10 protein-coding genes are annotated in these 12,869 nt (G+C 31.2%); 9 read left to right on the top strand and 1 reads right to left on the bottom strand.

The annotated features are described in order from the left end of the window. The first annotated feature begins 3 nt into the window (after positions 1-3). From B5S50_RS03070 to B5S50_RS03055, 4 genes are all read left to right on the top strand, one after another. Positions 4-1,062 (top strand): ABC transporter substrate-binding protein, encoded by a 1,059-nt coding sequence (locus B5S50_RS03070; protein WP_023161923.1) that lies wholly within the window; start codon positions 4-6, stop codon positions 1,060-1,062. Between the two features lie 33 nt (positions 1,063-1,095). After that, positions 1,096-2,862 carry an adenine deaminase gene (locus tag B5S50_RS03065; protein ID WP_254306688.1) on the top strand — a complete coding sequence of 589 codons (1,767 nt, stop codon included), beginning with the start codon at positions 1,096-1,098 and terminating at the stop codon, positions 2,860-2,862. Positions 2,863-2,893: 31 nt separating this feature from the next. Then, positions 2,894-4,198 (top strand): amidohydrolase, encoded by a 1,305-nt coding sequence (locus tag B5S50_RS03060; protein WP_217303064.1) that lies wholly within the window; start codon positions 2,894-2,896, stop codon positions 4,196-4,198. A gap of 180 nt (positions 4,199-4,378) precedes the next feature. Beyond that, positions 4,379-6,091 (top strand): diguanylate cyclase, encoded by a 1,713-nt coding sequence (locus tag B5S50_RS03055; RefSeq protein WP_217303063.1) that lies wholly within the window; start codon positions 4,379-4,381, stop codon positions 6,089-6,091. Between the two features lie 130 nt (positions 6,092-6,221). On the opposite strand, the gene B5S50_RS03050 is transcribed toward B5S50_RS03055, so the two are convergent. Then, positions 6,222-6,986: a DeoR/GlpR family DNA-binding transcription regulator gene (locus B5S50_RS03050; RefSeq protein WP_217303062.1), complete on the bottom strand. Its 765-nt coding sequence runs from the start codon at positions 6,984-6,986 to the stop codon at positions 6,222-6,224. 179 nt (positions 6,987-7,165) lie between these two features. Between B5S50_RS03050 and B5S50_RS03045 the strand changes: the two genes are divergently transcribed. From B5S50_RS03045 to B5S50_RS03025, 5 genes are all read left to right on the top strand, one after another. Then, complete coding sequence (locus tag B5S50_RS03045; RefSeq protein WP_065076847.1) at positions 7,166-7,603, top strand: PTS sugar transporter subunit IIA; 438 nt, start codon at positions 7,166-7,168, stop codon at positions 7,601-7,603. A gap of 252 nt (positions 7,604-7,855) precedes the next feature. Beyond that, on the top strand, positions 7,856-8,956 hold the full coding sequence (locus tag B5S50_RS03040) for a PTS fructose transporter subunit EIIC (protein WP_065076846.1): 1,101 nt from the start codon (positions 7,856-7,858) through the stop codon (positions 8,954-8,956). Between the two features lie 36 nt (positions 8,957-8,992). Then, complete coding sequence (locus B5S50_RS03035; protein ID WP_065076845.1) at positions 8,993-9,313, top strand: PTS fructose-like transporter subunit IIB; 321 nt, start codon at positions 8,993-8,995, stop codon at positions 9,311-9,313. 74 nt (positions 9,314-9,387) lie between these two features. Next, the gene (locus tag B5S50_RS03030) at positions 9,388-10,365 is read left to right on the top strand and encodes a Gfo/Idh/MocA family protein (protein ID WP_217303061.1); all 978 of its coding nucleotides are present in this window, start codon (positions 9,388-9,390) and stop codon (positions 10,363-10,365) included. Between the two features lie 137 nt (positions 10,366-10,502). Beyond that, the gene (locus B5S50_RS03025; RefSeq protein ID WP_217303060.1) at positions 10,503-12,857 is read left to right on the top strand and encodes a formate C-acetyltransferase/glycerol dehydratase family glycyl radical enzyme; all 2,355 of its coding nucleotides are present in this window, start codon (positions 10,503-10,505) and stop codon (positions 12,855-12,857) included. The last annotated feature ends 12 nt before the right edge of the window (positions 12,858-12,869 follow it).

Here is a 12,869-nt window from a genome sequence, read left to right as displayed (position 1 = left end):
AAAATGAAAAAATTACCTTTAGCTTTAGCATCCATATTTTTGCTATCAACACTTTCTGGATGTGGAAGTGCAGCGCAAAGTACAGATTCAAAAAGTGATCAAAAGCAGCTTGTAATATCAACATGGGGGTTAAATGAAGATGCTCTTCAAAAAGATGTTTTTAAGCCTTTTGAGAAAGCAAACAATGTAAAAATAGTTTTGGAAACAGGAAATAATGGAGAAAGATTAACTAAACTCAAAAATAATCCAAACAGTAACGTTGATATAATGTACCTTGCAGAATCTTTTTCTGAAGAAGGCATACAAGATGGATTATTTGAAAAAATTGATTATAGTAAGGTACCAAATGCAAAGAAAGTTATACCTAAGGCACAAAAGTTTATAACTGAAGGATATGGTCCAGCATATACTTTAAATAGAGCAGCTATAGTTTATAATCCTGAAAAAGTAAATGGAAATATAGCTTCATGGAAAGATTTATGGAGTCCTGATTTTAAGGGTAAAATAGCAATACCAGATATAACAACAACATTTGGACCTGCTATGGTTTGTGCAGCTTCAAAGAAGGATGGTGTTGATGTAACAAGTGATAAAGGTGCAGATGCATTTAAATCACTTCAAGCTTTAAAACCAAATGTAGTTAAGACATATACTAAATCTTCTGATCTTGTAAATATGTTTTCTAATGGAGAAATAACAGCTGCAGTTGCTGCGGATTTTGTTTATGGTTCAATTAAAAAAGCAGTTCCTTCAGTAAAATTTGTTGATCCAGGTGAAGGAGCATATCTTAACTTTAATACTGTAAATATAGTAAAGAGTTCAAAAAATAAAGAGTTAGCATTGAAATTTATAAATTATGTATTAAGTGCAGAAGTTGAACAAAAAACATCTAAAGATGTAGGCGAATCACCAGTTAACAGCGATGTAAAATTACAAGGTACGGAAACACAGGGTCTAACATATGGAGATGAAGTTGAAAAATCAAATGTTTTAGATTTCAAATTTATAAATAAGAACAATAAAAACTGGATTGATCAGTGGAACAAGATTTACAATAATTAGTTTTAATTTTAAATAGAAGACATCTGAAAAATAATGAATCCATATGCTGATGAACTTATTTTTTCAGATGTCTTATTTACGTTTAAGAAAGGTGATCATATGAAAGCAGATTTAATCATAAAAGATGTTTATGTTTTTAATGCTTATTTTAAAAAATTTATATATGGTGATGTATCAATATTAAATGGAAGGTTTATATATATAGGTAAGGAGTGTCATGAAAAGATAAGTGCAAGGACAATTATAGAAGGCAACAATAAGTATCTGATACCTGGCCTTATTGATATACATATGCATATTGAAAGTTCAATGACTACGCCAACGAACTTTGCAAATGCTGTTATTAAGAATGGAGTTACAACAGTTGTTGCTGATCCACATGAAATTGCAAATGTATTTGGAATAGAAGGCATAAAAGCTATGATAAATTCTGATAGTCAGCATATAATGGATATATTTTATGGTATTCCAAGTTCTGTACCATCAACATCAGGTAAATTTGAAACTACAGGTGGACAAATAGGGATAAAAGAAGTATCAGAGCTTATAAAAAATGACCGTATATGGTGTATTGGTGAAGTTATGAATTTTAAAGATTTGGTTTATAGTGAAGATTCACTTATAAATAATATAATTAAATTAATAAAAAAGGAAAAACCTCATTTCAAAATAGAAGGACACTGTCCAAAAATATCAGGACTTGATCTAGCAAGATACATATATCAAGGGGTAGATGCAGATCATACTCAGCAAACTCCAAAGTCTATTGAGGAAAAAATATCAAATGGCATGTTTTTAGAAATTCAGGAAAAATCAATGACAAAAGAAAACATGGAATATTTAATTTCTAATGATTTATATGAGCATTTTTGCTTTGTTACTGATGATACGATGGCAGATAAATTAATTACTTCGCATTTGAATGGACTTGTTAAAAAAGCCATTGACATGGGTATGAAGCCGGAAATGGCTGTTTATGCAAGTACTTTTATTCCAGCAAGAAGAATGAATTTTTACGATAGAGGAAGCATTGCACCTGGAAAAATAGCTGATTTTATTTTATTGGATGATTTAAAATCATTTAGTATAAATGAAGTGTATAAAAATGGTGAACTTGCATGTAAGGGTGTTAGTGAGAAAAAAGAACATGAGTTTCCAGATCATTTTTATAAAAGCATTAAAATGAATCCAGTTAGTGAATCAGACTTTTCAGTTAAAGCACCTGTAAAAGAGGGTAAAGTAAAATGCAGAATAATGAAGGTTCAAAGTGATAGTACATTTACAAAAGAGGAAAGTGATTTTGTAGAGGTGAAAGACTCAAGGCTTTCTTTTGAAACTTCTAAGTATGCACTTATTACGGTTTTTAATAGATATGACAATACTAAAAAAAGATCTTATGGACTTGTTTCAGGTAGTATAATCCAAAGAGGAGCAGTTGCTTCTAGCTATGCTCATGACCATCATAATTTAATGGTAATGGGAAGAAATACAGAAGATATGAAAGTAGCAGCAAATTGGGTTATTAGAAACAATGGGGGTTACTGTGCAGCTTTGAATGGAAAAATTATAGCAAGCATAGCTCTTCCTGTTGGTGGTATATTGTCTGAAGAGCCAATCGAGTTGATAGCTTCAAATTTAAAAGAAGTGAGAATGGCATTAAAGAAACTTGGATATAAACATAATAATGAAATAATGTCTTTTAGTACCCTATCTCTTCCAGTAAGCCCGGAACTAAAAATTACGGATAAAGGTCTTATAAGAGTTAATACACAGGAAATAGTAAGCTTATTTTGTGAGTAAATATCAAAATTATTTGTATGAGGATGATTTTATGGATAGAACAATAATAAAAAATGTAAATATAATTACTATGAATAAAGAAAAAGAAGTAATAGAAAATGGAGTAGTAGTTGTAAATGGGAATATAATTGAGGATATAGGAAAAAGTGAACTTTTAAAAAAGTATGTTGGAGAGAAAGTAATAGATGGAAATAACGGAATATTAATGCCTGGCATGGTAAATACCCATACTCATGCATCAATGCTGCCATTTAGAAGTCTTGGAGATGATTTAGCTGACAGGCTTAAGAAGTATATATTTCCACTTGAAAGCAAGTTTGTCGATAGCAAGTTTGTTTATGAAGGAGCAAGAGCTGGAATAGCAGAAATGCTCTTAGGAGGAGTTACAACTTTTGCTGATATGTATTACTTTGAAGATGAAGTTGCAAGGGCTGCAAAGAAAATGGGAATCCGTGCAGTACTGGGTGAAACGGTGCTTAATTTTCCATCACCAGATTCTAAAGAATCCTATGGAGGAATTGAATATGCTGATGAATTTATAAAAAATTGGCGGAAAGAAGAATTAATAACTCCATCGATAGCACCACATGCTCCCTATAGTAATGACACTGAGCATTTAGTAAAAGCACATAATATTTCTCAAAAATACGATATTCCAATGATGATGCATGTGGCAGAAATGGATTATGAAACTGAAAAGTATGAAAAAGAATATAACATGACACCTGTACAATATTTAAATAGTATAGAAATTTTAGATGAAAATTTTGTAGCAGCACATTTAATAAATATAACGGGTGAAGATGTGGAGATTGCTTGTAAAACTAAAATTGGAATAGCTCACAATATGGGCGCAAATTCAAAAGGAGCAAAGGGAGTTTCACCAGCAGTTAAAATGTATAAAAGAGGTATGAAAATAGGACTAGGAACTGACGGACCAATGAGCGGCAACACTCTTGATATAATAACTCAAATGTCTCTTGTTGGCAAAATTCATAAATTAGTTAATAGAGATAGAACACTTTTTCCAGCTTCTGAAATAATCGAAATGGCAACAATTGGTGGTGCAAGAGCATTGAATATGGATAAAACTATAGGATCTATTGAGAAGGGAAAGAATGCAGACTTAGTTATAATAGAAACCAAGTCCATTAATATGCAGCCTATATATGATTATTATTCAGCGGTAGTTTATTCTGCCAATCCAGCAAATGTGGATACAGTAATTATAAATGGTAAAGTCCTTGTAAAGAATAGAAAACTCATAGGTATAGATATTGATGATATTATAGATAAAATAAATAGCATTAAAAATAGTATAATTAAATTTTTCTAAAGAACAGTGACAGATATATACGGAAACGGATAGAGTAAAACTATCCGTTTTTTTTTAAAAACAAGTAATTTTTACATTGATAATAGAAATGCCTTCAAACAGAGTGTTAATTTGTTCCATTGATAATTCAGTAAGTATGTAATAATATTTTAGTAATACACTGTTAACCGGAGGTATCGTATGAAAAAATTTATTTTACCTATTATTCTTATAGCTTTATTAGTAGGTATATCTCCAGCTTTTAATGATTCTAATATGCATAGTCATATTAAGGCAGTTAAAGGAACTCTAAATTTAAATAATTACAATTTTCAGCAAAGAGGAAATGTAAAGATTGAAGGACAATTAGAGTTGTATGTGAATAAACTTCTTAAACCAGAACAAGTGAAGTATGAAAAAGCTGATAAGTACTTAATTTTACCAGATAAACTGACAACACAGCTAAATGGAAAAAATACTGGATATATGACAGTACATTTGAAAATATTTCTTCCAGAAGGGATTGTCTATGGGCTTAGAATAGGAAGTTTTTTGTCAGCTTCAAAGATTTGGGTGAATGGTGTTTTACAAGGACAAGTGGGCCAAGTAGGTAAAAGTTATGAGAAAGAAAAATCTATATACTTGCCAAGTTATACATATTTTACAGCACAAAATGGAGTTGCTGATATAGTAATTCAAGCATCCAATTACAGAATCATTTATCCAGTATTAAAGCCTTTTGATCTTGGACTTAAGGATAGAATTATGAATAGATTCATAGTAAATGCTGGCGGTGATTTAATTATAATAGGAGTCCTATTTATTGTAGAATTGCTATTTTTATGCTTGTATACACGTTTGAAGAATAATAAATTTTTTCTATATTTTTCTATATTATGCTTGCTTACACAGCTAAGGTGTTTGGTTTTAAATGAAAGAATAATTGTGCACATTTTTCCCAATATGCCTTTTGAATTGCTTAGTAAAACAGCGGCAATTACATACTATTTATACATACCAATTTATGTTTTGTTTTTAAAGGAATTGTTCTCAGACTTTCCTAAAAAGTTAGTTAATATATCATTTTGCTTTTCAATATTCTTTACCGCTATATGCATTATAACTAATAATACTTTTTATGATAGATTATCTTTTTTAGGTGAAGCTATTTTGATATTTATTGTGATTGGTATATTGTTATTTTTTATAAAAAAAGCAAGAAAAAAAGAAGGAATAATATCATTTGTGGCATTCATTACTTTAATTGCTACAGCAGCAAATGATATACTCATAAACAATGGGATGATATATGGCAGGTATGGTTTTCAAGTAGGTATGCTTATTTTTGCTTTTTTAGAAACCTATGTAATTGTAATGCAATATTCTGATGAGATAATTAATGCAGAAAAACTAAAGATAGAAAATCATATTATATATGAAAAGTCTATTAGAGATGACCTTACGGGCTTATATAAAAGAAATTATATTGAAGAAATATTAGATAAAGTTATGATAAGGTATATAAATGAAGGTGAAATATTTAGTATAATGATGTTTGATGTGGATTATTTTAAATTGATTAATGACAATTATGGGCATCTACAGGGAGACAAGGTTTTAACTGATATAAGTAAAGTAATAATGGAATGTATAGGGGACACGGATTATGCAGGAAGATATGGTGGGGAGGAATTTATTGTTATTTTGCCTAATACAAAACAAGAAAGGTTAGTAGAAATAGGAGAAAGAATCAGAAATAAGATCAATACTTTTCCATGGGAAGATGGAATAAAAGTTACTATAAGTGGTGGATTATATGAAAACAAGTCAAATACAAATATGGAATGTATAAAAATTGTTGATGATTTATTATATGAAGCTAAGAATAGTGGAAGAAATAAAATTGTAGTATAGCTAAATATGTTGTATTAATTAATTAGTATGTCAACCTTTTTAACATATACATATGTTTTTAAACAGTTGACAATTAACTGTCAACTGTCCATTCTCAACTTTTAATCGGATTTATCTACAAAAGTTTATATTAGATGAATTTGGTATCAGTTTTAGTTAATAAATTTGTAATTTCCTTGTCTGGTGGAGACTCTGTAATAATTGTATTTATATCATAAAGGGTAGCAAATTTATAAGTACCATCAATATAAAATTTCCTATTTTCCATAACCAAAAATATTTCTTTACTGCCATTTATTATGGCTTTTTTTGTGTTTCCATCTTCTACATCAAAAGTAGTGACACTTTTATCAAATATGTTTACTCCACAGCTTCCTATAAAACATTTGTTGGGCTTGTAGTTAATGATACTTTCAATAGCCATTGAACCTGTAAAGCCATCTAAATCTTTGCTAAGAACTCCTCCAGTACAAATAACTTTAATGTTATTATCTTGTTTATTTAGTATTGAGATTATATCAAGCATATTGGTTACTACTGTGAGCTTCTTTGGGCTCTTTGAAAGCTTTTCAGCCAACATCATATTTGTAGTTGATATATCTAGAAAAATCGTTTCATTTTCGAAAATAGAATTAAAAGCTTTTTCAGCTATAACTTCTTTTGATTCTACACTAATATTTTTCCTTATAGAAATGTCCTGCTTGGGAGCTGAATGTCTAACAGATACGGCACCTCCATAAGTTCGCTGCAGCAAATTTTTATTTTCTAATATTTTCAAGTCTTTTCTAATGCAGTCCTCTGTTACATTAAATTTGGAACTTAAATTTTTGACAACCACTTTTCCTTCTTTATGTAAAATATTTATTATTTTATCATGTCTTTCTTCTGGAAACAAAAGTTACCTCCCCTTTATGTTACATAATTGAATCTTATTGATTCATACTAATATTATTATATCAAAATTTCATTTATAATGTGGAAATACATTGAAGAATTCAAAAAAGATTATGATTGAAACAAATGTAAAATGGCATAGATAAGATAATTAATGTTTTTACTGAGGAGGATATAATAATGAATGACATAATAAATAAAGACCTTGTTGTATTAGATTTAGAAGCTTCTTCTAAAGAAGAAGTTATTAGAAAGCTTTCAAAGCTTATAGAAAAACAGGACAAATTAATAGATTTTGATGGCTATGTCAAGCAGGTATTTAAAAGAGAAGAGGATTTTCCTACATCTATAGGATTTGATGTAGCTATTCCCCATGGTAAATCTGACTCTGTAAAAAGTGCTGCAGTAGCTTTTGCTAGACTAAAAAAGGAAGTTAAGTGGAGTGAAGAAGAATCGGTAAAGTATGTATTTTTAATTGCTGTACCAGAAAAAGAAGCCGGAGATAGGCATTTGCAGATTCTTGCTCAGCTCTCCAGAAAGATTATGAGAGAGGAGTTTAGAACTAAGCTGCGAGAAGCTTCTAACATAGAAGAGATATTAGAAGCATTGGATAGTTAAGAATTAGTAATGAAAAATTAATAGTGAAAGATGATTTTTAGCTGTCGCAAAAAATCTTTTAATTTATATAAGTCAGTGCTTAGTAATGTTTTGCTTTAGCAAAATGAGCTTTCAAAAATTTAATTAAAGATTTTTTGTAGTGTAACGGAAAAAAATCCACATTAACTATTAATTCTTCATTCTTAACTATTAATTTAAATTTTATATGTATGAAAGTTGATATATTAAACAATAAGAGTGGAGGTAAGTAAAATGGATGATTTAAAGGATTTATTAAAAAATACGAGACAGCATCTAATGACAGGTGTTTCATACATGATTCCTTTTGTTGTATCAGGAGGAGTTTTATTAGCACTTTCAGTTTTATTATACGGTTCAGCAGCAGTTCCACCTAAAGGAACAAGGTTGAATGATTTGTTTAATATAGGAGCAGCTGGACTTGGATTAATGGTTCCTATACTAGCAGGATTTATAGCATTTTCAATGGTAGATAGGCCAGGTATAGCACCAGGAGCTATTGGTGGGTATCTCTCAAATCAAATTGGAGCGGGATTCTTAGGAGGAATTATAGCAGGTTTGCTTGCAGGTATAGTAGTTTTTTATTTAAAGAAAATAAAAGTTCCTTCAATTATGCGTTCTGTAATGCCAATATTTGTTATTCCACTAATAGGTACATTTATCATAGGTACACTTATGGTTTGGGTTATAGGAACTCCTGTTGCAGGAGCTATGACAGGAATGAAGGCTTGGCTAGAAGGGTTAGGTACTGGAAATTTGGTACTTTTAGGAATAGTTTTAGGTTCAATGATAGCTTTTGATATGGGAGGTCCAGTAAACAAAGTTGCATATGGATTTGGAGCGGCAATGGTAGGAACGATAAATCCTACAACTGGAATGGCAAGTCCTATAGCACTAAAAATAATGGCAGCCATAGGTGTTGCAATATGTACTCCTCCAATTGGGATGGGTGTAGCTACTTTCTTAGCACCTAAAAAGTACTCAACTGAAGAAAAAGAAGCAGGAAAAGCTGGTATATTGATGGGGTTAATAGGAATAACAGAAGGAGCTATACCTTTTGCTGCATCAGATCCATTGAAGGTTATTCCTTCTTTAATAGTGGGTTCTGCCAGTGGGGCAGTTACTGCAATGTTATTAGGGTCTGGAAATCCTGCACCTTGGGGTGGATGGATAGTATTGCCAGTAGCTACAGGTAAATTTGGTTATATTATAGCTACTTTGGTAGGTGTTGCTGTAACAGCATTGATGGTAAATATTTTAAAGAAACCAGTCACAGAAAAACGTAATGATGACCATGGTGGAGATGGTGAAGAATTAAATTTGGATTTTGAATAATATAGGTTAAAACAAGATAATAGGAGATGAATTAAAATGAAGATATTAGCAGTTACGGCTTGCCCATCAGGAGTTGCACATACTTATATGGCTGCAGAGGCATTGGAAAAAGCAGCAAAAGCCAAGGGAATTGAAATAAAGGTCGAAACTCAAGGTTCAATAGGTATAGAAAATAAAATTACTATGGATGATGTAAAAGATGCAGATGTAGTTATATTAACTAAAGATATTGGTATAAAGGAAACAGAAAGATTTAACGGATTGCCAACTGTCAAAGTTGGAGTTAGCGATGTAGTTAAAAAATCAGATCAAATAATTGACAAAGTTGAAGCGTATGTTAATAGTAAAAAACAATAACAATAAATAAGCTGTTGGTTACTCCAACAGCTTATTTGATATAATTTAAATATTTGAAAGAAGAGGGAAGCATAATGGTGAAATTTGCTGTAATAGGAACAAGTAAAATCACTGATAGGTTCATAGAAGCAGCTAAGTTATGCAGGAATTTTGAACTCACTGCAGTGTATTCAAGGACAAAAGAAAGAGCTTTAGAATATGCAAGTAGATACGAAGCTCCATTGGCGTATGATGATCTAGATGAACTTGCAGCAAGTAGAGAAGTAGATGCTGTTTATATAGCTAGTCCAAATAATTTTCATGCTTTTCAGTCAATTAAAATGCTAAGGGGCAAAAAACATGTATTGTGTGAAAAAACTATAGCATCCAATAAAAAGGAATTAGAGCAGATGATAAAAGCAGCTAAAGAAAATGGAGTAATTCTTTTAGAAGCAATGCGTTCTGTATTTGATCCAGGATTTAAGGCCATAGAGAACAATCTTATTAAGCTTGGAACTATTAGAAGGGTTACATTTCAATATTGTCAATACTCTTCCAGATATGATAATTTCAAAAAAGGAATTGTTGAAAATGCATTTAATCCTGTTTTTTCTAACGGGGCACTAATGGATATTGGGGTATATTGTATTCATCCGTTAGTTAAGCTTTTTGGAATGCCTAAAAGTATATGGGCAAATTCTGTAATTTTAGAAAATGGAGTGGATGGTGCTGGAACCATTATGGTAAACTATGGAAATATGCAGGGGGAACTTTTATACTCTAAGATTACCAATTCTAAATTACCAAGTCAAATTCAAGGTGAGAAGGGATGTATGATCATAAAGGAAATACCAGATACAAGGCAAGTTACTATTATATATAATAATGGAAAAAAGGAGTATATAAATATCAATAAGTATGATAACAATATGTATTACGAAGTAGAAGAGTTAATTAGGCTTATTCAAATAAAGAAAAATGCAGATGAGTATAATAAATGTTCTTTTATGGAACTTAGTATAATGGATGAAGCGAGAAGAAAAATGGGGATTAAGTTTCCAGCAGATGTTTAGAAAGAATATAAATCAATAATAAACAATAAATAATAATACAAATGTTGTTGTAAAAACCTAAAAATCACTGTATAATATAAGTGTAAATAATAGATAACAATAGAAGTATTCTATAGGTAATAAAGAAGGTGAGTTGTATGGAAGAGTTAATTCAAACGGACAGAATAGCCTGGCTAAAGAAAAAAATGATGGATGAGCCAAAATACGTATCTATTGAGCAAGCACTTATTATCACAAAAACATATAAAGAAAATGAAGATAAAACCGTTATTATTAAAAGGGCACTTGCTCTAAAAAATGCATTGACACACTTGAATATTGCGGTAGAACCAGAAGAGATGATTGTTGGAAATCGTACAATGGGTGTAAGATATGGTGTTGTATTTCCTGAAAGCGGAAGTTCTTGGGTTGATCGTGAAATAGAAACCCTTCCAACAAGGCCTCAAGATAGATTTAATGTAAGAAAAGAAGATATTACTATATTTAGAGAAGTTATTAAACCATATTTTAACGGAAAATCCTTAGAAGATGTAATTAGAAAACGATATGGAAAAGAGATAGATGAAATTGCAAAGGTAGTTAAAATCAATCAAAAAGATCATGCACAAGGTCATATTTGTCCAGATTGTGAAAGCTGGTTAAAATACGGACCTGAGGGATTAAAAAATCAAGCTGTTTTGAGATTAGAAGGTGCTTCTAAGGAGCAGCAGCATTTTTTAAACAGCGTCATTTTAGTTATGGAAGGTACTCAAAGGTTTATGATGCGATACCATGATCTTTTAATAGAAAAATCAAAGGAAGAATCAAATGAAGAAAATAAGGCCAATATGCTTCAAGTTGCATTAAATTGTAAAAGCTTGAGTATGAATCCTCCAAATTCTTTTCATGAAGCTGTACAGTCTATTTGGTTTCTATTTGTTATTCTTCACATGGAATCAAATGCATCTTCTTTTTCACCAGGTAGAATGGATAAATTCTTGTATCCTTTTTATAAGAAGGACATTGACAGTGGAAAAATTGATAATCAAAAAGCTTTGGAAATTATAGAATGTCTTTGGCTTAAATTCAATCAAATTGTCTATTTGAGAAATTCACACAGTGCAAAGTTTTTTGCAGGTTTTCCAATTGGATTCAATGTCGTAATTGGCGGTCAAGATGAAAAAGGCAATGATTTTTTTAATGAACTATCTTTTCTGTTTTTAAAAGCACAAGAGCATTTAGGATTACCACAGCCTAACTTATCAGTAAGGCTTCATAAAAAAACTAACGAGCGGCTTTTAAAGGAAGCAGTAAAAGTAGTGTCAAAGGGAAGTGGAATGCCGCAATTTTTTAATGATGAGGCTATTATTTCTTCCATGATGAAGTTAGGTGTAAAAGAAAAAGATGCAAGGGATTACGCTGTTGTAGGATGCGTGGAAATCACTACCCAGGGCAATAATCTTGGGTGGAGTGATGCTGCTATGTTCAATTTAGACAAAGTATTGGAGCTAACCTTAAACAATGGAAGGTCTCTATTAAGTGGAGATAAAATTGGCCCTGATTTAGGGAATTTAACTGATTATGAAACTTTTGGAGAATTAGAAGAAGCTTTTGCAAATAGTATCACTTATTTTATGGATAAAATGATACTAGCCTGTGAAGAAGTAGAAAAAGCACATATAGATATATTGCCATCCCCATTTTTATCTTCTGTAATTGACAATTGCATTGAAAAGGGAATGGATGTTACAAAAGGAGGAGCTGTTTATAACTTTTCAGGAATTCAGATGATACAAATAGCTAACCTGGCAGACAGTTTAGCTGCTATTAAACTTTTAGTATATGAAGAAAAGAGAATATCAAAAGAAGATTTACTAAAAGCACTGCAAAATAATTTTGAAGGATATGAAGTAATACGTACTATGCTGCTTAAGCGTGCACCAAAGTATGGCAATGACATTGACTATGTTGATGAACTTGGTGCGAAGTGGGCAAGATTTTTCAGTAAAAAGTTAAGCTGCTATACAAATTATCGCGGGGGCAGGTATCATACAGGAATGTATACAGTCTCTGCTCATGTACCTATGGGAGAAAATGTTGGAGCTTCACCAGATGGAAGATATGCAAAAACACCTCTGGCAGATGGGGGTATGTCTCCCGTATATGGAAGAGATATTGCCGGTCCAACAGCAGTACTAAAGTCAGTTTCTTCATTAGACAATTACTTAACTACTAATGGTGGACTCTTAAATATGAAGTTTTTACCTGAATTCTTTAAGACCGAAAGCAATATAGATAAGTTTGCTAAATTTTTAAGAACTTTTGTGGATTTAGAAATACCACATATACAATTCAATGTAGTGAGAAAAGAAGATTTGATTGCAGCACAAAAGAATCCTGAAAATTATAGAAGTTTAACTGTTAGAGTTGCAGGATATACTGCTTATTTTACAGAACTGGCAGGAGAACTTCAAAATGAAATTATTGCTAGAACAAGTTATGGTAATATATAAGTGCAGGTGATT

It is taken from the genome of Clostridium sp. 001, from assembly GCF_019056555.1.
Taxonomy (GTDB): domain Bacteria; phylum Bacillota; class Clostridia; order Clostridiales; family Clostridiaceae; genus Clostridium_B; species Clostridium_B ragsdalei.
Note: the sequence above shows the minus strand (reverse complement) of the source record. Positions and strands in the feature narration are given on the sequence as shown.

Bases quoted from the DNA above. Each gene is read 5' to 3' on its own strand.
- B5S50_RS03070 (WP_023161923.1), top strand. From the start codon at position 4: ATGAAAAAATTACCTTTAGCTTTAGCATCCATATTTTTGCTATCAACA.
- B5S50_RS03065 (WP_254306688.1), top strand. From the start codon at position 1,096: ATGAATCCATATGCTGATGAACTTATTTTTTCAGATGTCTTATTTACG.
- B5S50_RS03060 (WP_217303064.1), top strand. From the start codon at position 2,894: ATGGATAGAACAATAATAAAAAATGTAAATATAATTACTATGAATAAA.
- B5S50_RS03055 (WP_217303063.1), top strand. From the start codon at position 4,379: ATGAAAAAATTTATTTTACCTATTATTCTTATAGCTTTATTAGTAGGT.
- B5S50_RS03045 (WP_065076847.1), top strand. From the start codon at position 7,166: ATGAATGACATAATAAATAAAGACCTTGTTGTATTAGATTTAGAAGCT.
- B5S50_RS03040 (WP_065076846.1), top strand. From the start codon at position 7,856: ATGGATGATTTAAAGGATTTATTAAAAAATACGAGACAGCATCTAATG.
- B5S50_RS03035 (WP_065076845.1), top strand. From the start codon at position 8,993: ATGAAGATATTAGCAGTTACGGCTTGCCCATCAGGAGTTGCACATACT.
- B5S50_RS03030 (WP_217303061.1), top strand. From the start codon at position 9,388: ATGGTGAAATTTGCTGTAATAGGAACAAGTAAAATCACTGATAGGTTC.
- B5S50_RS03025 (WP_217303060.1), top strand. From the start codon at position 10,503: ATGGAAGAGTTAATTCAAACGGACAGAATAGCCTGGCTAAAGAAAAAA.